The sequence below is a fragment of the Exiguobacterium sp. KJ 601 genome (genome assembly GCF_027161185.1).
GTDB classification, from domain to species: domain Bacteria; phylum Bacillota; class Bacilli; order Exiguobacteriales; family Exiguobacteriaceae; genus Exiguobacterium; species Exiguobacterium profundum.
In genome coordinates, this window is the sequence record NZ_JADHZG010000001.1 from 249,296 (window position 1) to 269,203 (window position 19,908).

Annotated in this window: 21 protein-coding genes; 16 read left to right on the forward strand and 5 right to left on the reverse strand. The window is 47.3% G+C overall.

Going from position 1 to position 19,908, the window contains the following annotated elements; all coding sequences use genetic code 11:
* The first annotated feature begins 10 nt into the window (after window positions 1-10).
* From atpA to IRJ25_RS01425, 8 genes are all read left to right on the forward strand, one after another.
* A complete protein-coding gene (atpA, locus tag IRJ25_RS01390) occupies window positions 11-1,519 on the forward strand; it encodes a F0F1 ATP synthase subunit alpha (protein ID WP_012727357.1) in 1,509 nt (502 codons plus the stop codon).
* A gap of 36 nt (window positions 1,520-1,555) precedes the next feature.
* Window positions 1,556-2,413: an ATP synthase F1 subunit gamma gene (atpG, locus tag IRJ25_RS01395; RefSeq protein ID WP_012727356.1), complete on the forward strand. Its 858-nt coding sequence runs from the start codon at window positions 1,556-1,558 to the stop codon at window positions 2,411-2,413.
* Window positions 2,414-2,447: 34 nt separating this feature from the next.
* Window positions 2,448-3,866: a F0F1 ATP synthase subunit beta gene (gene atpD, locus IRJ25_RS01400; protein ID WP_012727355.1), complete on the forward strand. Its 1,419-nt coding sequence runs from the start codon at window positions 2,448-2,450 to the stop codon at window positions 3,864-3,866.
* A gap of 28 nt (window positions 3,867-3,894) precedes the next feature.
* Entirely contained in the window at window positions 3,895-4,305 is a 411-nt protein-coding gene (locus IRJ25_RS01405) for a F0F1 ATP synthase subunit epsilon (RefSeq protein WP_012727354.1), read from the forward strand.
* A gap of 151 nt (window positions 4,306-4,456) precedes the next feature.
* Window positions 4,457-5,647 carry an EAL and HDOD domain-containing protein gene (locus IRJ25_RS01410; protein ID WP_269317596.1) on the forward strand — a complete coding sequence of 397 codons (1,191 nt, stop codon included), beginning with the start codon at window positions 4,457-4,459 and terminating at the stop codon, window positions 5,645-5,647.
* Window positions 5,648-5,847: 200 nt separating this feature from the next.
* Window positions 5,848-6,066 (forward strand): DUF1146 family protein, encoded by a 219-nt coding sequence (locus IRJ25_RS01415; RefSeq protein ID WP_031422262.1) that lies wholly within the window; start codon window positions 5,848-5,850, stop codon window positions 6,064-6,066.
* Window positions 6,067-6,310: 244 nt separating this feature from the next.
* A complete protein-coding gene (murA, locus tag IRJ25_RS01420; protein ID WP_012727351.1) occupies window positions 6,311-7,612 on the forward strand; it encodes a UDP-N-acetylglucosamine 1-carboxyvinyltransferase in 1,302 nt (433 codons plus the stop codon).
* Between the two features lie 81 nt (window positions 7,613-7,693).
* Complete coding sequence (locus tag IRJ25_RS01425) at window positions 7,694-8,680, forward strand: rod shape-determining protein (protein WP_074035738.1); 987 nt, start codon at window positions 7,694-7,696, stop codon at window positions 8,678-8,680.
* A gap of 41 nt (window positions 8,681-8,721) precedes the next feature.
* On the opposite strand, the gene IRJ25_RS01430 is transcribed toward IRJ25_RS01425, so the two are convergent.
* Together IRJ25_RS01430 and IRJ25_RS01435 are read right to left on the reverse strand one after the other, a co-directional pair.
* Window positions 8,722-9,093, reverse strand: coding sequence for a VOC family protein (locus IRJ25_RS01430; RefSeq protein WP_159562969.1), 372 nt, complete (start codon window positions 9,091-9,093; stop codon window positions 8,722-8,724).
* Between the two features lie 13 nt (window positions 9,094-9,106).
* On the reverse strand, window positions 9,107-9,613 hold the full coding sequence (locus tag IRJ25_RS01435) for a hypothetical protein (RefSeq protein ID WP_214686041.1): 507 nt from the start codon (window positions 9,611-9,613) through the stop codon (window positions 9,107-9,109).
* A 188-nt stretch (window positions 9,614-9,801) separates the two neighbouring features.
* On the opposite strand from IRJ25_RS01435, the gene IRJ25_RS01440 reads away from it, so the two are divergent.
* Window positions 9,802-10,563: an SDR family oxidoreductase gene (locus IRJ25_RS01440; RefSeq protein WP_159562967.1), complete on the forward strand. Its 762-nt coding sequence runs from the start codon at window positions 9,802-9,804 to the stop codon at window positions 10,561-10,563.
* A 66-nt stretch (window positions 10,564-10,629) separates the two neighbouring features.
* Here IRJ25_RS01440 and IRJ25_RS01445 read toward each other — a convergent pair whose 3' ends face one another.
* Both IRJ25_RS01445 and IRJ25_RS01450 read right to left on the reverse strand, forming a co-directional pair.
* Window positions 10,630-11,409, reverse strand: a complete 780-nt coding sequence (locus tag IRJ25_RS01445) for a response regulator (protein ID WP_159562966.1) — start codon at window positions 11,407-11,409, stop codon at window positions 10,630-10,632.
* On the reverse strand, window positions 11,390-13,171 hold the full coding sequence (locus IRJ25_RS01450; protein ID WP_269317597.1) for a sensor histidine kinase: 1,782 nt from the start codon (window positions 13,169-13,171) through the stop codon (window positions 11,390-11,392). The genes IRJ25_RS01445 and IRJ25_RS01450 overlap by 20 nt, the downstream gene beginning before the upstream one ends.
* A 186-nt stretch (window positions 13,172-13,357) precedes the next feature.
* Here IRJ25_RS01450 and IRJ25_RS01455 point away from each other — a divergent pair, with 186 nt between their 5' ends.
* From IRJ25_RS01455 to IRJ25_RS01470, 4 genes are all read left to right on the forward strand, one after another.
* Window positions 13,358-15,313 carry a HAMP domain-containing sensor histidine kinase gene (locus IRJ25_RS01455; protein WP_269317598.1) on the forward strand — a complete coding sequence of 652 codons (1,956 nt, stop codon included), beginning with the start codon at window positions 13,358-13,360 and terminating at the stop codon, window positions 15,311-15,313.
* A gap of 98 nt (window positions 15,314-15,411) precedes the next feature.
* Window positions 15,412-16,185, forward strand: coding sequence for a flagellar hook-basal body protein (locus tag IRJ25_RS01460; RefSeq protein WP_269317599.1), 774 nt, complete (start codon window positions 15,412-15,414; stop codon window positions 16,183-16,185).
* A gap of 11 nt (window positions 16,186-16,196) precedes the next feature.
* Window positions 16,197-16,979, forward strand: a complete 783-nt coding sequence (locus IRJ25_RS01465; protein ID WP_196431264.1) for a flagellar hook-basal body protein — start codon at window positions 16,197-16,199, stop codon at window positions 16,977-16,979.
* Between the two features lie 60 nt (window positions 16,980-17,039).
* Window positions 17,040-18,143: a glycerate kinase family protein gene (locus IRJ25_RS01470; protein ID WP_269317600.1), complete on the forward strand. Its 1,104-nt coding sequence runs from the start codon at window positions 17,040-17,042 to the stop codon at window positions 18,141-18,143.
* Window positions 18,144-18,159: 16 nt separating this feature from the next.
* Here the strand turns inward: IRJ25_RS01470 and mscL are convergent, their stop codons facing one another.
* Entirely contained in the window at window positions 18,160-18,540 is a 381-nt protein-coding gene (mscL, locus tag IRJ25_RS01475) for a large conductance mechanosensitive channel protein MscL (RefSeq protein ID WP_159562961.1), read from the reverse strand.
* A 195-nt stretch (window positions 18,541-18,735) separates the two neighbouring features.
* Here mscL and IRJ25_RS01480 point away from each other — a divergent pair, with 195 nt between their 5' ends.
* Genes IRJ25_RS01480 through IRJ25_RS01490 form a run of 3 tightly spaced genes read left to right on the forward strand, consistent with a single transcriptional unit; the run spans window position 18,736 to window position 19,899 of the window.
* Entirely contained in the window at window positions 18,736-18,996 is a 261-nt protein-coding gene (locus IRJ25_RS01480) for a DNA-directed RNA polymerase subunit beta (RefSeq protein ID WP_031422281.1), read from the forward strand.
* Between the two features lie 13 nt (window positions 18,997-19,009).
* The gene (gene fabZ, locus IRJ25_RS01485) at window positions 19,010-19,432 is read left to right on the forward strand and encodes a 3-hydroxyacyl-ACP dehydratase FabZ (protein WP_031422282.1); all 423 of its coding nucleotides are present in this window, start codon (window positions 19,010-19,012) and stop codon (window positions 19,430-19,432) included.
* Window positions 19,433-19,443: 11 nt separating this feature from the next.
* The gene (locus IRJ25_RS01490) at window positions 19,444-19,899 is read left to right on the forward strand and encodes a hypothetical protein (RefSeq protein WP_012727337.1); all 456 of its coding nucleotides are present in this window, start codon (window positions 19,444-19,446) and stop codon (window positions 19,897-19,899) included.
* The last annotated feature ends 9 nt before the right edge of the window (window positions 19,900-19,908 follow it).

Consider the following 19,908-nt stretch of genomic DNA (forward strand, 5'->3'; position numbering starts at 1 on the left):
GGTGAATTCAATGACAATCAAAGCTGAAGAAATCAGCGCCCTGCTAAAAGAACGAATCGCTTCGTACGGTTCTGAAATCGAGGTCAGCGAGACAGGTACAGTCATTCAAGTAGGTGACGGTATCGCTCGTGCACACGGACTCGATAACGTTATGGCGGGGGAACTCGTAGAGTTCTCTAACGGCGTAATGGGCTTGGCGCAAAACTTAGAAGAAGGTAACGTCGGGATTATCATCCTTGGCGATTACAAAGGTATCAAAGAAGGCGACTCTGTCAAACGTACAGGTCGCATCATGGAAGTTCCAGTTGGCGAGGCACTCCTCGGACGTGTCGTCAACCCACTCGGACAACCAATCGATGGTCTTGGACCAATCGTAACTGACACGTATAACCCGATCGAGCGCAAAGCTTACGGCGTTATGGCACGTAAATCGGTTCACGAACCACTTCAAACAGGAATTAAGGCGATTGACGCCCTCGTTCCAATCGGTCGTGGTCAGCGTGAGCTCATCATCGGTGACCGTCAGACAGGTAAAACATCTGTTGCCATCGATACGATTATCAACCAAAAAGAAGAGAACATGATTTGTATCTACGTTGCCATCGGTCAGAAAGAATCGACTGTACGTGGCGTAGTAGAGACGCTTCGTCAAAACGGCGCACTCGATTACACAATCGTTGTTTCGGCATCGGCATCACAGCCGGCACCACTTCTTTACCTCGCACCATTCGCTGGGGTATCGATGGGTGAGTACTTCATGGACCGCGGACAACACGTCCTCGTCGTTTATGATGACCTTTCGAAACAAGCGGCAGCTTACCGTGAGCTCTCGCTCCTTCTCCGTCGTCCTCCAGGCCGCGAAGCCTATCCAGGAGATGTCTTCTACCTCCATTCACGCCTTCTTGAGCGTGCTGCGAAGTTGAACGACGAACTCGGCGGTGGTTCATTGACAGCACTTCCGTTCATCGAGACACAAGCATCGGATATCTCAGCATATATCCCGACAAACGTTATCTCGATCACAGACGGTCAAATCTTCCTTCAGTCGGACCTCTTCTTCTCTGGGGTACGCCCAGCGATCAACGCCGGTCTCTCAGTATCACGTGTTGGTGGTTCGGCACAGGTGAAAGCGATGAAGAAAGTTGCTGGTACACTTCGTCTTGACCTCGCGTCTTACCGTGAGCTCGAAGCGTTCGCTCAGTTCGGATCAGATCTCGACAAAGCGACACAATCGAAGTTGAACCGTGGTCAGCGTACGGTTGAAGTCTTGAAACAAGACTTGAACGCACCGCTTTCTGTAGACAAGCAAGTTATCATCATCTACGCACTCACGAAAGGTCATCTCGATGACATCCCAGTCACAGACATCCGTCGTTTCGAAACAGAAATGAACGCATGGCTCGACCAAAACCGTAAAGACCTCTGCCGTGAAATCCGTCAGACAGGAAACCTTCCTTCAGACGAGGCAATGGTCGACGCAATTACGGAATTCAAAAAGACGTTCTCGCCATCGGTTTAATCCGGTGATGAGCGTCTATTAAGGTGGTGAATCGAAATGGCATCATTACGTGAGATCCAGATGCGGATCACCTCGACCCAAAGCACGAAGCAAATCACGAAAGCGATGAACATGGTGTCGGCATCGAAGTTGAACCGGGCCCAAGGGAACAACGCCAACTTCAAGCCGTACATGGACAAGTTGCAAGAAGTCATCTCGTCGATCGCCGGTGGTACATCAGGCGCGACACACCCGATGCTTCAAGTACGTCCCGTCAAACGGACTGGTTATATCGTCATCACGTCAGACCGCGGACTCGCAGGTGGATACAACGCCAGCGTCTTGCGTGACGTGTACCGTGAACTCAAAGACAAGCACACATCAACAGATGAGTATCGTCTTTACGTAATCGGGAAAGTCGGTGTCCAGTTCTTCAAGTCACGCAACATTCCGGTGTATAGCGCGATGACAGGGCTAAACGACCAACCAACTTTTGTTGAAGTCGCAGAAATCGTCAAACAGACGGTAGGTGCCTTCAGCGAGGGCGAGATTGATGAATTGAAGCTTTGCTACAACTCGTTCATCTCGGTCATCAGCCAAGAAGTGAAGATTCAACAATTGCTCCCGCTCGGGGATATCGAACAGTCCGCATCCAATGTGATGTATGAATACGAACCAGAAGAAGAAACGATCTTAGCGGCGCTCCTCCCACGTTATGCGGAAGGACTCATCTACGGCGCATTGCTCGATGCGAAAGTGTCAGAGCACGCAGCCCGGATGACGGCGATGTCGAGTGCGACAGACAATGCGGATGAACTCATTCGCGGACTCAAACTCAAATTCAACCGCGCGCGTCAAGCAGCGATCACACAAGAAATCACAGAGATTGTCGGAGGTGCGTCGGCGCTTGAATAAGCGCACGCCCTCTAGATTGTAGGAGGCTAACACGATGAACGAATACGGCATGAAAGGCCGCGTAGTCGCAGTCATGGGCCCAGTTATCGACGTAAAGTTCGACAACCACTTACCGAACATCTACAACGCTCTCAAAGTCACACACGTGGCAGCGACAGCGGACGATGTTAGTGTCGACTTGACGCTCGAAGTAGCTGTTCACCTTGGTGACGACACGGTCCGTACGATTGCGATGGACTCAACTGACGGCGTTCGCCGCGGTATGGAAGTACTTGACTTAGGATCACCGATTTCGGTACCAGTTGGAGAAGCGACACTTGGACGTGTCTTCAACGTTCTCGGTAACCCGATCGATGATAAAGAAGTGGCAGCTGACGTGCTTCGTGCACCGATTCACCGTCAAGCGCCAACATTTGACGAATTGTCAACGAAAGTTGAAATCCTTGAAACAGGGATTAAAGTCGTCGACCTTCTCGCACCATACATCAAAGGTGGTAAAATCGGCCTCTTCGGTGGTGCCGGTGTAGGGAAAACCGTCCTCATCCAGGAACTCATCAACAACATCGCGCAAGAGCACAGCGGGATTTCTGTATTCGCAGGAGTCGGTGAGCGTACGCGTGAAGGGAATGACTTGTTCCACGAGATGACGGACTCAGGCGTTATCAAGCAAACAGCGATGGTCTTCGGTCAGATGAACGAACCACCTGGTGCACGTCTCCGTGTTGCCTTGACTGGTTTGACAATGGCAGAGTACTTCCGTGACGAGCAAGGACAAGACGTTCTTCTCTTCGTTGATAACATCTTCCGTTTCACACAAGCAGGTTCTGAGGTTTCAGCCCTTCTCGGACGTATGCCATCGGCGGTAGGTTACCAGCCGACACTTGCGACTGAAATGGGTATGCTTCAAGAGCGAATCACATCGACTGCAAAAGGATCGGTTACATCGATTCAAGCGGTTTATGTACCAGCCGATGACTACACGGACCCGGCTCCGGCAACAACGTTCGCCCACCTTGATGCAACAACAAACCTTGAGCGTCGTCTTTCGGAGATGGGGATTTACCCAGCCGTTGACCCGCTCGCATCGACTTCACGTGCCCTCTCTCCTGAAATCGTAGGGAAAGAGCACTATGAGGTTGCACGTAACGTTCAACAGACGCTTCAGCGTTACAAAGAACTTCAAGACATCATCGCTATCCTCGGGATGGACGAGTTGTCTGAAGACGACAAACTCACGGTTCACCGTGCACGTCGTATTCAGTTCTTCTTATCACAAAACTTCCACGTGGCTGAGCAGTTCACGGGCCAAAAAGGTTCGTACGTGCCAGTCAAAGAGACAGTACGCGGCTTCAAAGAGATCCTCGAAGGTAAACACGACGATCTTCCTGAAGATGCATTCCGTCTCGTCGGTCCAATCGAAGACGTCATCGAAAAAGCGAAGACGTTGGTCTAAGACCTACGCGGAAGGGGGAAACTAGACGATGAATACTGTTCACGTCAACGTCGTCACCCCGGATGGTGCAGCCTTTGAAGGAGACGCACGAATGGTCATCGCCAAATCGGTCACTGGTGAGCTTGGTATTTTGCCAAAGCACATCCCGATGGTGACGCCACTCGACGTCTCAGTCCTCAAGCTGCGCCACGAAGATGGTGGACGCACGCTGATCGCAATCAGCGGCGGTTTCATGGAAGTTCGTCCCGACACGGTGACGATCTTAGCTGAAACAGCCGAAATGGCGGATAAGATCGACTATGATCGCGCTTCTGCGGCGAAAGTTCGTGCCGAGCGTCGTCTTCAAGACACGAAGCTCTCGGAACTCGAATTCCGTCGTGCGGAACTTGCGCTCAAAAAAGCGATCAACCGCTTAAGCATTCGCGATATGAAAGAATAAGAATGACTCTCACACGAAAGTGTGGGAGTTTTTTTGTTGTTTTTTGGAAAAGATGGGTCTTTTGTCGTGCTTCTAAATGACGGGACTAGTAAAAAATATATGGAAGAAGACCGATAATAAAGGTGGGAACTACCGTAAAGGAGATTAGGGAATGAAAGTTTACGTTGCGCGACAACCAATTTTTGACCAACAATTACGCGTTTGCGGCTACGAATTGTTATATCGCCGCAGCGAAAATAATATTTTTGAGAATGTAGATGATTCGTTAGCAACAGCTGACGTCATTCATAACGCTTACCTTGTGTTCAATTTTCGGGAATTGACAGAAGGGACGCGCGCGTTCATCAATTTCCCTCAGACGTTGATTGAAGGGGAAGTGCCTTCGTTGCTACCACGTCAATCGCTCGTCGTCGAAGTACTCGAACATGTCGAACCGACGGAGAAGGTATTACAGTCTCTCCGCTCGTTGAGACGTCAAGGTTATACGATTGCACTGGATGATTTCGTATTTGAAGAGAAATATCGCCCATTGATTGGACTCGCCGACATCATCAAAATCGACTATCAAGCGACCCCAGTCGATCAACAGCAAAAATTGATTGATGCACTCGGACACCGAGTCGAATTTTTGGCGGAAAAAATCGAGACACCCGCAGAGTATGAGATTGCGAAACGACTCGGATATAAAATGTTCCAAGGGTACTTCTTTAGTCGTCCCATCGTGGTGCATGGGGCCGAAGTGCATCCGTTGCGTCACACGCTCATTGAAATGTTGAAAGAGCTCGATCGTCCGGAACCGAGTTTTCGACGGATTTCAGCGCAAATTGAGCGAAGTGTCGACCTATCCTATAAGATGCTCCGTACGGTCAATACAGTGTATCAAAAAGGTCGTCGAACGATTGAATCAATCGAGCAAGCCGTCGCACGAATCGGACTAGATGAGTTGAAACGCTGGTCGTATTTGATGCTTCTTCGTGAGATGCAGACGTCTGAATCAAAAGAACTGATTAAACAGAGTGTCATCCGCGGGAAAATGATGGAGTTGATTGCGGAGGATACATTGACAGATGTATTACCGTTTGATGCATTCATTACGGGAATCTTCTCATCACTCGACGTCATTCTCGATGAGGCGATGCAAACGTTGATTGCAGAGCTTCCTGTGGCGCCTCCTGTAAAGGCAGCGTTACTCGGTGAACAGAATGGTTTGCGAAAGTTGTTAGAGGATGTCATCGCCTACGAACAGTTGACGATTCCACTCCATAACACAGATTCGGATTGGTCTCAATATTTCGTCGAAGCGATTCGCTGGTCTCGTAGCCTTGACGAATCGATTGAATAATGTTTGAAATATGTGAGGGGCGTCAATTACTGTAGTAAGGCTTTACTGCTGCTGACGTCCCTTTTGGTGTGCTTGTAGAGAAAGTGAGTTGATCGAATGGTTCAAACCGCTCGAATCTTAAGACCCTAAGTCTTTTTTTCTCTAACATGTCATGATATGATTGAAAACGGTACGAATTTTAGAAAAGAGGGGAATCGTCGATGGTCAATACCGTATTTTCGCTAGCGATTTATATCATAGCGATCTACGTTGCTTGGTGGGCACTCTTACCCGTCAAATGGGACAAGTTGCTCAATCAAGTGAGGAGTCCGCAAGCTGCTGTCTTGCGCGTGCTCGTAGCGGTTGTCTTCGGTTCGCTGATTGCCCAGTTCTTTTTGGAGTATATTCGACTGGCGCAGGCACTCGCACCTATACAGTAGTCGCAGAATATTTAACAAACTGTAATCCTGCTGTAACGACTCCTATATGATTATCATGTAGGATAAATTCGTCTGACATGATGTTTTTTTCATTCAATTTGCACTTATTTATTATTCAGATTGATTAATGAATGAAAAATCATCACGTTTTGCAAACCATACAAATAATCGACATCATCACATCCGGATTCGGATATCGACGCACTATATAAAAAAACAATGAAGTTGGAGGACAAAGAGAGATATGAAGGATTTGATCGTAGTCCGTGGAGGACGTAAACTGTCAGGTACTGTGCGCGTTGAGGGAGCAAAAAACGCCGTACTCAAAACATTGGTTGCCACTCTATTAGCTAGCGAAGGAAAGTCAATCTTACAAAACGTACCACGTCTTGCTGACGTGTACACGATTAACAAAGTACTTCGTCACCTCGGTGCAGAGGTATCGTTCAATGAAGAAAAGAATGAAGTAACTGTCGATGCGTCGGGCGACATCAAAGATGAAGCACCGCTTGAGTACGTGCGGAAGATGCGTGCTTCAATCCTCGTCATGGGACCTCTTCTTGCCCGTCTCGGTCACGCTCGTGTAGCGATGCCAGGCGGATGCTCAATCGGCTCACGTCCGATTGACCTCCACTTAAAAGGATTCGAAGCGATGGGTGCGAAAACGGTCATCGGAAACGGATTCGTAGAAGCTTCTGTAGAAGGCCGTCTCCAAGGCGCTAAAATCTACTTGGACTTCCCATCTGTTGGTGCGACAGAGAACATCATGATGGCAGCTGTGCTTGCAGAGGGTACGACTATCATCGAGAACGTTGCAAAAGAACCTGAGATCGTCGACCTTGCGAACTTCTTAAACGGAATGGGCGCACACGTTCGCGGTGCAGGTACAGAAACAATCCGCATCGAAGGTGTAGAAACACTTCGCGGTGCAGAACACTCGATTATTCCAGACCGCATCGAAGCAGGTACGTTCCTCGTTGCTGGTGCGATCACAGGTAGTGACATCGAAGTCATCGGTGCAGAACGTGAGCACCTTCGTCCATTGATTTCAAAAATGGAAGAAATGGGTGTCCACTTCGAGGATACGGCAGAAGGCATGCGTGTCACGGCACCAGACGAATTGAAGCCGGTTGATGTGAAGACGATGCCACACCCAGGATTCCCGACAGACATGCAGTCACAAATGATGGCACTCGTCTTGAAAGCGGGCGGTACATCTGTCATCACGGAAACGGTGTTTGAGAATCGCTTTATGCACGTCGAAGAGTTCCGTCGTATGAACGCGGACATTAAGATTGAAGGACGTTCAGCAATCGTCAAAGGTGGCGTACGCCTTCAAGGAGCGGAAGTTGTCGCAACGGACCTTCGTGCCGGAGCAGCACTTATTCTAGCAGGTCTCATCGCGGAAGAAGAGACACGCGTTGGAGATTTATATCATATCGACCGTGGATACGTTGACTTCCACAAGAAACTTCAAGCACTCGGTGCTGACATCGAGCGTATTGAAGGAACTGTCGAAGTTGCTGAAGAAATGGTTCAGAACTAAGAAACGAGCACGAATTAGAGGGCGAGGAGAGACTCTTCTCGCTCTTTTCAATGAAGAAACGAACGGAGGAACCTATACATCATGTTTTCAAAAGATATCGGGATTGATTTAGGGACAGCAAACGTTGTCATTCACGTCAAAGGGAAAGGAATCGTCTTAGACGAACCTTCAGTCGTTGCGATAAAACGCTCTACAGGAAAAGTACTAGCAGTCGGTTCAGAAGCGTATGAGATGGTTGGTCGTACACCTGGTGATATCGTGGCGATCCGTCCTCTCCGTGACGGAGTCATCGCCGATTTCGCCACAACAGAAGAAATGCTCCGTCACTTCATCGAGAAAATTCAAGTCCGAGGCTTCTTCGGAGGCATCCGCATGCTGATTTGTACACCTGCGAACGTCACGCCGGTTGAAGCAAAAGCCATTCGTGAAGCTGCTGAGAAAGCTGGCGCGAAAGAAGTCTTCCTCGCCGTCGAACCAAAAGCTGCGGCAGTCGGTTCAGGCATGGATATTTGGAAGCCGGTTGGTCACATGATCATTGACATTGGTGGTGGGACGACCGACGTCGCCATTTTATCAATGGGAGACATCGTCTGCGGTGAGACTATCAAGATTGCAGGGGATCGCTTCGATACGGACATCCTTCGTGCCATCAAAGAGAAGCACAAGCTGATCATCGGAGAACGTACGGCTGAACAAATCAAGAAAGAAATCGCGACGGTCTTCCCAGGAGGGCGTAACGAATCGATGGATATTCGTGGACGTGACATGGTACGTGGATTGCCTCGTACGGTGACCATTACGTCAGAAGAACTTCGTGAAGCGATGGCTGAATCAGCTAATGAAATCGTCGAAGCAGCGAAGCGTGTCCTTGAACAGACACCACCAGAACTTGCAGCGGATATCATCGACCGCGGAATCATCATGACAGGTGGGGGATCACTCCTTCATGGTCTTGACCAACTCGTCGCAGAGCGTGTCATGTTGCCGGTCATGATGGCCGAGGAGCCGACACTCAGTGTCGCGCACGGAACGGGAATCATGCTCGAAAACTTAGATCGATTGAAATAAACAGACAAGCGACCGCGTGCGGTCGCTTGTTTTTTGTATGTTCAACTCAATATTTCGGAGACGAGTGCCAACACGTTGCCTTCAGAATCTTTGAAGAAACTCATCCACGTTTCTGTCGTCCCCATTTTTGCCACACAGTGTGGTTCATCAATGAAAGTCACTCCTGCATTTTTCAACTGAGCATAAGCGTCATCGATGGATGCGATACTCAAATAGAGAATTGGACTTGATTTTGCAAAAACATCATTCTCTGGAGGGGACAACATGAGGCGAACGCCCCCACAGTCGAAAAATGCGAGCAATCCTGCTTGAAAGAGAAAGGGTACCTCAAGCGTGTCTCGATAGAATTGAACGGCACGGTCTAACTCTTTGACAGGGATGTAGATTTGTTTGATTTGTTGAATGAGGCTCATGGGATTCATCCTTTCAATATGTATTTGAAACAGGAAGGGGTAACTCTGATTCAAGTTGACGTTGGAGACGGTTGGTAAGTCCTGTTGGGTGAGACATTAAGCCGATAGAAATATGTAATGGGAATAGGGTATGTAAGTCGCCAGGATAATATGAGCCATCTCGAGGTAACGTATGATTGACAATCCGAGAGACTCCTGAGGAATGGTCAATGTGTAAGACGATTGGAGCAGATATTCCGGTCCCTCGCTCAAGTTGTTGATGGTTAGGATAATATTCTTGTAGAAGCACCCATACATACACTTCCTGTCGAGTCGTACTCGTCCCGAGGATTTGATAGCTGGCATAAACATCCCCACCGAAATTAGGAGACATGACTTGAGTTGTCAAGTAGCGCTCCAACACGTTCTGATTGACGTCGACGGATTGGGTAAGCGTGACAAATGATTCATCCGTCAAGGCAGCATAGAGCAAAGCACTCAATATCCATGTACAAAATGTCGTTATGATCAACTTTTTCAAATAAGCGCCTCCCAATACCGATGTGATGAATCATATATATCCATCATATCTAAAGAGGATACGAATATATAGGTCATTCATGGGAAAAATTGTATATAATGAAATCATTAATCAATGAGAGGGGAATCATGATGGCACCGATTCACTAATGAACTGAACAGAATAATCAAATAGAATCGGAGGACATCATGAACAAACCACTTACACTCATTACTGGCGTCAGTCGCAATCAAGGCATCGGTGCTGCGATTGCGCGAAAACTTGCTTCTGAAGGACATGACTTGTACTTGACGCACTGGAGTCCGTTTGACGCTAAAGAAGGAATCGGGGAAGAAATTGGCTTCATCGAACGATTGGTTCAAGAACTGACTGAAGAAGGGGCTCGTGTCGAGCATGAGGCATACGATTTGGCTTCAGGAGACGAGGTCGGATTACTTGATCGAATGGAAGCTAAACTTGGTATACCGAGCAGGCTAATCCATAACGCGACCTATGAGCGACATGTCAACGTTGAGAACTTTACAACCGACGTATTGAGAAAACATTACCTGGTGAATAACGAAGGGACACTCGGACTCACCTTTGCGTTTATTGAGCGCTATAAACAAGCGGGACATCAAGATGGGCGAATCCTGTTCTTCGTATCGGGGGGACCGGATGCGAATAACCTGGCCTACATCGCAACGAAAGGTGCATTGATTGCCATCACACCTGCGTTGGCGAATGGATTAGGAGAATACGGCATTTCGGTGAATGCGTTCGATCCGGGACCGACGGATACGGGTTGGATCAATGACGAACTTCGCGAACACTTGCTACCATTATTTCCTTACAAGCGAATGGGGACGCCTGAAGATACGGCTCGCTTCGTCGCTTTCTTGATGGGCCCAGACGGCGCATGGGTGAATGGCCAACATCTTCACGTTGACGGAGGGTTTACTGGGCGCTAATAGAGAACGTTCGATGGATACAATAAAAAAAAAAGACATCTCACTTTAAGTGTGAGATGTCTTTTTTCAATGCCATGTATAGTCTTTATCAACAAATAAACGATTTTTTAAGTCTGTTTTAGAAATTGAAGGATTTGGTGCATCGAGCCAATCGTAATAATCACAGGCACAGGAATCACCAAGTTCGATAGAATAGCCATTATTTATTGTATTAACAGTTATATCGAGTTCATGTTCAGCTAACGTCTTTTTCAATCGATAAATCGTGTTGTATACGTTGTGTAAGGCGCGTTGTGGTTCATCGATGTCCGGGTAAAGGGTTTCGGCAAGCACCCACTTATTAATGACCTGCTTACGATGAAAAACTAAGTAGGCAAATAACTCCTCTGTTTTTTGTGTTGGCCACTTCACAAGATTTCCATCTTGTGTTCGTACCGAAAAACGATCTAGAAATTGTATGCGACAAGATTGATTGAGATTCTTTTGTTGAATCGCCTCATAGCGCTGGATGATACGCGGAATGACGTTATGAATCATCTGCTCTGTGATGGGCTTCAACAAGTAATGCGTGGCATGCAAATTGAACGCTTCAACGGCATACTGTTGATGGGCGGTCGTGAAGACGACTTGTGTCCGTTCCGGCAAATAGGTCGCCAATTCGAGTCCCGTCATTTCAGGCATCTCGATATCTAAAAAGACAAGGTCTACCGGGTGCTCTTGAATAAAAGTGAGAGCTTGAACCGGACTTTGGAATGAACCAATCCACTCAAGAGACGGCTCCTCTTTTACAATCCGCTCCATCATTCCTAAAATATGATGTTCATCTTCAATTAAAATCGTACGCATCTAAATGATTCGTCCTTTCCTGTTTTGGTAAACGCAGGTGAATGGTGGTGCCTTTTTTCAAAGTGGAAACTAAGTCAAACGTTGCACCATGAAGGTGTTCGATTCGACTTTTAATATTGCAAATCCCAATCCCAGATGTTTTGTTTGATACGTTTGGATCAAACCCACTCCCTGTATCTTGAACATAAACCTCAATCATTCCGTTTCGTTCCTGGATAGAAAGTGTCAATCGCTTTTGTCCTGGGTGTCGATAGAGACCATGTCGCACGGCATTTTCAACGAGTGGTTGAATCAATAAAGGTGGAATCGAACAGTTGAGAAGAGATTCATCAATTTCTTTCTCGACGTAGAACGAATCACGAAACCGTGTCTGTTCAATGGCGAGATACGAGTCAATCATATCGACTTCTTGACGAATCGATATCTCATTTTCAGTTCGACCATTTTCAAAAATGAAGCGGACATAAGTGCTCAAGTGACTGAGTAGACGAGCAGCATCGGGTGGAGATGTGTAACAGAGTGCAATCACATTCCCGAACGTATTGTAAAGGAAGTGAGGTTTGATTTGAGCATTAAAGAAGGACATCTCGTGCTGAGAAGCCAACACCTCGACTTGTTGCTTTTTCCTTTTGTCGGTAGACAAGTGAATCGGTAGAAGTAAAAACATCAATAGGAAATAGATGATGGTAAACGTATTGGCGTACAGCTGCTGATTGGGCGAGACGATGAACGTCGACGTCATGATTCCGATATACCCGACGAGTTGGGCGAGCGTGAAAGTTAGTAACTCGAGCGGATTGCCTGTCTTGTACTTTTCAAGAAGCCATCCAATATTCAATCCGACCCAGAAGAACGTGATAAATAAAACGATCATCCATACAAAGTATTCATACACTTCGTAAACGGAAGAGGGCAGGAAGATGGCTAGTACAGTCAATCCATATAGTGGATATCTCGAAATGGCCAAAAACCGGTCAAATGACACACGTTCCAAACATCGCGAAAACTCGATTAACATGATGATGCTCAGTAAGGCTAAACTTAACGTCAACTTATCACTACCCGAGATCCACATGCCGTCTCGGGACATGATTGAAAAACTCGTCAAAAAAAAGAAAGCTGTTCCGAAACCATACAACCGTTCATTTCGGTGAAAGAGATAGACGATGGCATAGAACATGGCAATCAAAAGTGAAATGAGCAACATGAAAAATTCGTAGCCGGCATAAGCATTTTGAGTGGTCATGATGGCATGTAACGGTCCGACCAATATACTTTCTTCGATGGGTGCGAAATTACCTGCCTGTCGTTCATGTTGAATCGTCAGTCGGAATTGTTTTGTCTCATCATCGAGCAGGAGGAGAGACGGCTGCTCGACGAGACGATTGTTTCCAATTTGTATCGTTTCAACCATTTTCCCATCTATCAAAATCGTAGAGGATGATAGGGACTTTGGAATGAGCAAGGCATACGTACCGGTTGGCAACGCGATATCGAGTTCGTAGGTAGATTCACGATAAGGGGTTGTAAACGGAATGGTTCGATAGGAGCGACGATCAACTTGGCTGACAATTCCTGACTCATAACGCCATGAGCCGTCTAGTCGTAAAATCTCTTCGTCAACAGTAGAAGAGAGAAGAGAAGCTTCGCCCTTGTCAACGGTGACGGTTGGATTAATCGACTGATGTCGAATCAATAAAGTGAGACTGACGCCAATCAACATCACAAGGATGAAGATAAACGTCATTCGATTACGCGTCATGTGCACATTCCCTTCAATCTTTGTGAGTTTCTTGTGAGGTCCTTCCGTTATTCTTCCTATTAGGTGAATGGATTTTTGAAGTGACTCTCCGTCTCATCATCGTACCCGAACTTTTTTTGTTTGAACAGAAAAAGTCATTCACCGTACGAGGTGAAGCATTCTAAGAGTGAAGGAAGAAGGCATTCCATGAAACGTTGGATTGAACAACGCATTAGTCGACAAGTTATGACAATTTTCTATATATTGATTGCCTTAGTGACGCTCACGTCGATTGGAACCTATTTTTATACACAGCAATCGATTCAAGAGACGACCGTAAAATTAGAAAGAATCAGTGAGCAACGTGCACGGGCGACAGACCTGTTTGAAACGTGGCAATCGATGCAATATGAATTACGAGGGCACGTCCTGCTAGGAGAAAGTGCGCTATTAGAAGAAGTAAGAACAGCTCAAACGAACATCGACGAGCAAACGACATGGTTCGAGACACAAGCAAGAAACGCGGAAGAAGTACAGTTCGCAGAGGATGCGAGACTTCTCTTCTCCATTTATACAACACGCGTCATGCCGGCACTTGAAGAATATGTGGTTGCGAAGCAGGCAGGAGAAATTGATGAATCCTTCCTGCAAATGCGTACGGTCGGGCAATTCATGCCGAAAAATGAAACGTCGACTCAGACGCGATTTAAATTGAACTCAAGTAGTGCTGCCGATATGAGCGCGAGCATCGTCGATATGGAGTCGGTCTTTACCGACTATCGACAAAATCTTGATTTTCAAGAAAGTGAATTGCGAGATGCGCTGTCAAAACAGTTGGTGAAAGCCCAATGGATGTGGCTTTTGATTCTACTCGGGGCATTGTTCATATTGTTTGTCGGGTTGCAGCCATATATTTTAAGGTTGACCAATCAACTGCAGACGCTGATGGTTAACAGTGAGCGACTTGCGAGTAATCCGAGTGCAACGCTCATCCCGATTAAACCGCTACAAAACGAAGTCGGACAGTTGTCGAAAGCGTTTAATGAGATGGCGACCTCACTTAGGAGCCAACAAGATCAAGTGAATCTCGAACGAGAGAAGACCGCTCGAATTTTGCACACGATGCGCGATTCTATCGTCTACACGGAACTCAAGACGAATGAACGCTTTGGGAACAGTGCGCTCTTTGAGTTATATGAACATCCGATTCCATCAACAGAACGGGGCAGTCTATACCCGATTGCGATGTATTACCCGATGTTCATGAACCAGATTGATGATCAAGAGGGACTGAATCGCTTCACGAAGCGTGCTAAAGAAGAAGGTATGTTCGACGAAGCGTTCACGTATACGATGCATGAGGGTCAGAAAACGATTCGCATGTACGCCGAACCGATTGATCTTCAAAATGAACGTGTAGGTGTCATCTTCGTTTCACGAGATATTACCCAGGAAACAGAAATCAATCGCTTGAAAACAGAGCTTGTAGCGACAGTATCCCATGAGCTTCGGACGCCCCTTACCTCGATTCTTGGTTTTTCAGAACTGCTCAAAAGTCGTCAATTGGAAAACACGAAGCGAGAGCGCTATTTAGACATGATTGCGAGTGAGACAAAGCGGCTCGAACGACTCGTGAGTGACTTGCTAGATGTTCAAAAAATGGAGGCGGGTATGAGCGTACCTGACTTTAAAGTAGAGAGTCTATATGATTTATTATCAGATCTACTCGAAATCCACGCAGGGTCGACGGAGCATCATTTCTTCCACTTTGATTGTGATGAATCGCTATTCGTCGCGGGAGATCCGGCCCAATTACGTCAAGTATTCTCGAACATCTTAAACAATGCCATCAAATATTCACCGAACGGTGGGAATGTGACGGTTGATGTCACGTGTGAGGGTGACACGATTCAAATCGCGATATCGGACGAAGGGCTAGGTCTTTCGGAAGAAGATGCAGAACGAATCTTTGATAAATTTTATCGTTCGGCCTCGGAAGAAAGTAAACGCATCGGTGGAACCGGCTTAGGTTTAGCGATCTGTAAAGAAATCGTTCAACTGCACGGTGGTACCATCTCTGTTCAATCTCAACTAGGGGAAGGAACGACGATGATTGTTGAGTTACCGATGGTCGACCATGTCAATGAAGAGAGTTCATCCTAATTTATGGGATGAACTTTTTTTGAAAAAACGGTGAATGTCACGCTCGTTTGGTACGATATAGAGAGTGAATCATGTTATAGGATGAAAGGAAGACGATTATGCTACGCGGATTATATACAGCAGCGGGAGCGATGAATGCCCTGCAACGCCAACAAGAGATTTTGAGCAACAACCTTGGTAATGTGAGAACACCAGGCTTCAAAGCGTCTGATGGCGTGGTACGTTCGTTTCCGGAGATGCTTCTTGCACAAGTCAGCAATCCGGATAACGCGAAATCGCGCGTGAAGGGAGAAGTAGGTACCCTATCAATGGGCGTCTATCTTCAAGAAACAATGCCCCGATTCTCAGCTGGGAGTATCACAGAATCCGGTAGCCCGACCGACCTGTATTTAAAGGCACCTACTGATTTTGCGGGAGCCCCGATGTTTGCAGTCGAACAAGGCGGCGAGACGTTATATACGACAAATGGACGCTTCTCGATCGATGAGACGCTCTTCCTTCGTTCTGCGGACGGCGGATATATCCTTTCTGATGAAGGGGAACGAATCCAATTACCATCGAGCGAGTTTCAAGTTAGGAAAGATGGCGTCATCACATCGCTTGGACAAAACGTGGCGACTCTTGGTGCCTACCAAATCGATGACTTGACGACTCTTGAACAAGTCGGCAATGACTGGCGTGTGACGGGTGATGCCCCGGCGCCGGCCCAGGTCGAAGTACTACAAGGATTTATTGAAGAAGCGAACGTCAACCTCGACCAGACGATGGCAGACTTGATGATGACGTATCGTCAGTTTGAGGCGAATCAAAAGGTCGTCCAAGCGTATGATAAAAGTGCCGAGCGGGCAATCGAAATCGCTCGTATTCGTTAAGGAGGAACACCATGCAGTCCATTTATAACTCGGTCAACTCTCTGTCTCAACTTCAGCGTCAATTAGATGTGACAGGTCACAATATCGCAAACGTCGATACGGTCGGCTTTAAGCGTCAACAGGGGCATTTTGCTTCGCTATTGTCGCAGGCGTATAACAACCAACCGCGTCCTGAATTCGAAGTCGGTCGAGACACACCGAACGGGATTCGGATTGGAGTCGGGGGACATGTCGCCGATATTACACAGCAGTTCAATATCGGACAAGTACGTACGACAGATCGTGGATTGGACGTCTTTTTAAAGGCGAGCCGTCAATTTTTTGTCGTGGACACGCCGAACGGTGTCGGGGTGACTCGAAGTGGAAACATGCAATTGTCAGTCGGTGACGAGACGACGCTCGTTGATGTGAACGGGAATCCGCTTCTTGGAGATGACGGTAATCCAATCACGATGCCGAACGATGCGACGAATCAGCGCATTCGTCAAGACGGTGTGGTCGTTGCGAGTGTGAATGGCGTTGAACAAGAATTCGGACGTCTCGACATCGTAGAAGTCCGCAATACGTCGGAATTACGTCCGCTCGGTGATAACGTGTTCGAAGCGGATTTGGAGACCGAAGTCGATCGTCCACTCGGAAATCTATTGATTGAAGGGACACTCGAGTCATCGAACGTTGATTTGACGAAAGAGATGACTGATATGACAATCACACAACGAGCATATCAAATGAACTCACGGGCGATGTCGATGAGCGATCAGATGATGGGGCTTGTCACGGCGTTACGTCCATAACGCATACCGCTTCTCGAGCCGAGAAGCGGTTTTTTTATAGACAAAGGGGGAGAAGCATCAATGCGGATTGTAGTCGCGATGGATTCATTCAAAGGCTCACTTTCGAGTATGGAAGCAAATCAAGCGGTCCTTCGTGCGCTTGAAGGGCATGAGGTCACCATCATACCGATCTCTGACGGAGGAGAAGGTTTTTTGGATGCTTGGATTGCGACACATGCAGAAGGAACCATTATAGAAGAAAATGTCGTGTGCTTGGATGGAATACAGCGCGTTGCACGTTTTGGTTTCGAGCCGTCAACGAGGCACGCGGTAATCGAAGTGGCGGAAACAGCAGGATTGACACTCCTCGCTCATGTCGATCCGTGGCGCTACAGTTCAGTCGGAGTCGGTCAACAGATCGTTCAAGCGCTAGAGCGTGGGGCGAAGATCATCACCATCGGGCTCGGAGGGAGCGGAACGATGGATGGTGGGAAAGGATTGCTCGAAGCGTTAGGTGTTCGTTTTCTTGATGCGAACGGCTCTGTGTTATCGACCATTCCCCATCGACTAGAAGAAGTGGTATCAATTGATTGGTCCGGTCTTCATCCGCGTGCGCGCGAGGTCGTATGGAGAATGTCTTCCGATGTACAGAACCCATTGATTGGTGGAAGCGGAGCAGCCTATGTGTTCGGCCCCCAGAAAGGATTGGCGGCAGATGTAGTGAAGCGATATGACCGGATCCTCGATCACTACGCGAACTGTTTTGAAGTGGATAGAAGAGCACTTCCTGGAGCAGGGGCGGCTGGCGGCATCGGCTTTGCGCTATTGCAGCTTGGTGCAATCTACGTGAGTGGCGTCGAAGAAGTGGTCAGTTGGTCTAAGCTCGAAGAACAGTTAGAAAAAGCAGATTGGCTGATTACAGGAGAGGGTAAATTTGACGCGCAAAGCTTTGAGGGAAAGGCACCGTATGGGTTGGCACGCCTTGCGAATACGCATGGGGTCCCGACCCTCGTCTTCACCGGACAGTCCGATTACACATCGCATATGGAGTCCGGCATCGTCGCCATTTTTCCGATCGTGTCTCGGATCATGACGTTAGAAGAAGCGATTTGGGAAGCAGCTCCACTATTGACGAATGCGGTCCAACGCGTGCGTCATGTCATTGAAAAGGCGCCACGACAGTAGTCGGGCGCCTTCGCATTCATAAAGAACGATCTTTTAGCAGATCACGAATCTCTGTCAACAGTTGCTCTTCTTTCGTTGGGGTCGGAATAGCAGCTTCCTCCACTTCTTTTTCACGCTGTAAGCGATTGATGACTTTGACAATCAAAAAGAGGGCGATGGCGATCAAGAAGAAGGACACAATCTGTTGAATAAAATTGCCATATAACACGTCCACTCCGAGTACACTTGCTTTTAAGCTAGAAAAATCGATTCCTCCAATAATGATTCCGAGAAGCGGCATAAAGATATCGTTGACGAGTGAGTTCACGATTGCAGTGAACGCTGCACCAAGTACGACAGCAATCGCCAAGTCGATAACGTTCCCCCGCATTGCGAATTTTTTAAATTCATTCCACATAGACAAACCTCCTGACGTTGAATAGTCTAAGCGTAGCATATTTGAAGGAAAAAGAAATAAATCGTTCGACTTCTATAAGGGAAGGATGCTTGTTCGACTTTTCTGCATAGGGTACACTAAAAAGGTAGCAATTTACGCATTTTAATACCAGGTACTAATATGATATAATCATTTTAGCTGAAAGGATGGTTGGACGTGGCGAACGATGAACAGACGAGTTCGGAAGAACAAAAAGGTTCACCAGAACAAGAGACGAAGCAGAAAAAGCAATCGCGATTATCGAATCATCGTCGATTCCCGATTTTACTGCGCGTGCTCGTTGTTTTAGTGTTGGCAATCGCGATGCTCGCCCTCGGAGCGGTCATCGGATATAGCGTCATTGGCGGAGGCGATTGGAAAGATGTATTTGACATCGAGACCTGGCGCCATATCACCGATTTTTGGCTAACCTCTTAAAGGCGGTGGATGGATGTATACAATTGAGCAAATCAAAGAAGTAATCCCACACAGATACCCGTTTCTGTTAATTGATCGAATTATTGAAGTCGAGGAAAAGAAGCGTGCTGTTGGATTAAAAAATGTCACGGCGAATGAAGAGTTCTTTAACGGGCATTTCCCAGACTATAATGTCATGCCAGGTGTCTTGATTGTTGAAGCACTCGCACAAGTCGGTGCTTTTGCAATGTTGAAAGACGAATCGAATCGAGGCAAGCTCGCCTTTTTTGCAGGGATTGACAACTGCCGTTTCAAACGCCAAGTCGTCCCGGGTGATCAACTTCGTCTCGAGGTAGAAATCATGAAAATTCGTGGACCAATCGGTAAAGGACGTGCCGTGGCCACGGTCGACGGAGAAGTTGCTTGTGAAGCAGAACTCACTTTCGCCTTGAAGTAAGGAGAAATGGGATGCGTGCTTTAGTCATTGTATTATTAGTTGGCTTGATGACGATTGTGGGTTGTCAGCAGCTCCAGACAGAAGAGTCGAGTGAAGAGAACGTCGTTTACGAGCAAAATGTGGATGAAACGATGATTGATAAACGTGCGGGACAGTCCGATGCAATCGCCGTTTCTCTTGAACGAACGAATAACACGACGATGCTCTTCACGATTCGAATGCTCGAAAATCGTCGTCTTGATCCGACGACGGTCATGAGTTATGAGGTCGAAGGCGAACGCGTTGCGATTCCATTTGGTGAACTGATTGCAGAGCGTGAAGAGGATATTCGGACGTATGAGTATCAGACGGACGTAGACCCGGATCTGTTCGTATCAGAGACACTTCCACTCTTCCATCTCGTTGAAGAAGGTGAATCGGAAGTCACGATACCACTCGAAGTCATTAATTCGACAAATGGTGAATAAGAAACAGGC

Excerpts from the sequence above, each read along its gene's own strand:
- atpA (WP_012727357.1), top strand. The coding sequence starts at position 11 with ATGACAATCAAAGCTGAAGAAATCAGCGCCCTGCTAAAAGAACGAATC.
- atpG (WP_012727356.1), top strand. The coding sequence starts at position 1,556 with ATGGCATCATTACGTGAGATCCAGATGCGGATCACCTCGACCCAAAGC.
- atpD (WP_012727355.1), top strand. The coding sequence starts at position 2,448 with ATGAACGAATACGGCATGAAAGGCCGCGTAGTCGCAGTCATGGGCCCA.
- IRJ25_RS01405 (WP_012727354.1), top strand. The coding sequence starts at position 3,895 with ATGAATACTGTTCACGTCAACGTCGTCACCCCGGATGGTGCAGCCTTT.
- IRJ25_RS01410 (WP_269317596.1), top strand. The coding sequence starts at position 4,457 with ATGAAAGTTTACGTTGCGCGACAACCAATTTTTGACCAACAATTACGC.
- IRJ25_RS01415 (WP_031422262.1), top strand. The coding sequence starts at position 5,848 with ATGGTCAATACCGTATTTTCGCTAGCGATTTATATCATAGCGATCTAC.
- murA (WP_012727351.1), top strand. The coding sequence starts at position 6,311 with ATGAAGGATTTGATCGTAGTCCGTGGAGGACGTAAACTGTCAGGTACT.
- IRJ25_RS01425 (WP_074035738.1), top strand. The coding sequence starts at position 7,694 with ATGTTTTCAAAAGATATCGGGATTGATTTAGGGACAGCAAACGTTGTC.
- IRJ25_RS01430 (WP_159562969.1), bottom strand. The coding sequence starts at position 9,093 with ATGAGCCTCATTCAACAAATCAAACAAATCTACATCCCTGTCAAAGAG.
- IRJ25_RS01440 (WP_159562967.1), top strand. The coding sequence starts at position 9,802 with ATGAACAAACCACTTACACTCATTACTGGCGTCAGTCGCAATCAAGGC.
- IRJ25_RS01445 (WP_159562966.1), bottom strand. The coding sequence starts at position 11,409 with ATGCGTACGATTTTAATTGAAGATGAACATCATATTTTAGGAATGATG.
- IRJ25_RS01450 (WP_269317597.1), bottom strand. The coding sequence starts at position 13,171 with ATGACGCGTAATCGAATGACGTTTATCTTCATCCTTGTGATGTTGATT.
- IRJ25_RS01455 (WP_269317598.1), top strand. The coding sequence starts at position 13,358 with ATGAAACGTTGGATTGAACAACGCATTAGTCGACAAGTTATGACAATT.
- IRJ25_RS01460 (WP_269317599.1), top strand. The coding sequence starts at position 15,412 with ATGCTACGCGGATTATATACAGCAGCGGGAGCGATGAATGCCCTGCAA.
- IRJ25_RS01465 (WP_196431264.1), top strand. The coding sequence starts at position 16,197 with ATGCAGTCCATTTATAACTCGGTCAACTCTCTGTCTCAACTTCAGCGT.
- IRJ25_RS01470 (WP_269317600.1), top strand. The coding sequence starts at position 17,040 with ATGCGGATTGTAGTCGCGATGGATTCATTCAAAGGCTCACTTTCGAGT.
- mscL (WP_159562961.1), bottom strand. The coding sequence starts at position 18,540 with ATGTGGAATGAATTTAAAAAATTCGCAATGCGGGGGAACGTTATCGAC.
- fabZ (WP_031422282.1), top strand. The coding sequence starts at position 19,010 with ATGTATACAATTGAGCAAATCAAAGAAGTAATCCCACACAGATACCCG.
- IRJ25_RS01490 (WP_012727337.1), top strand. The coding sequence starts at position 19,444 with ATGCGTGCTTTAGTCATTGTATTATTAGTTGGCTTGATGACGATTGTG.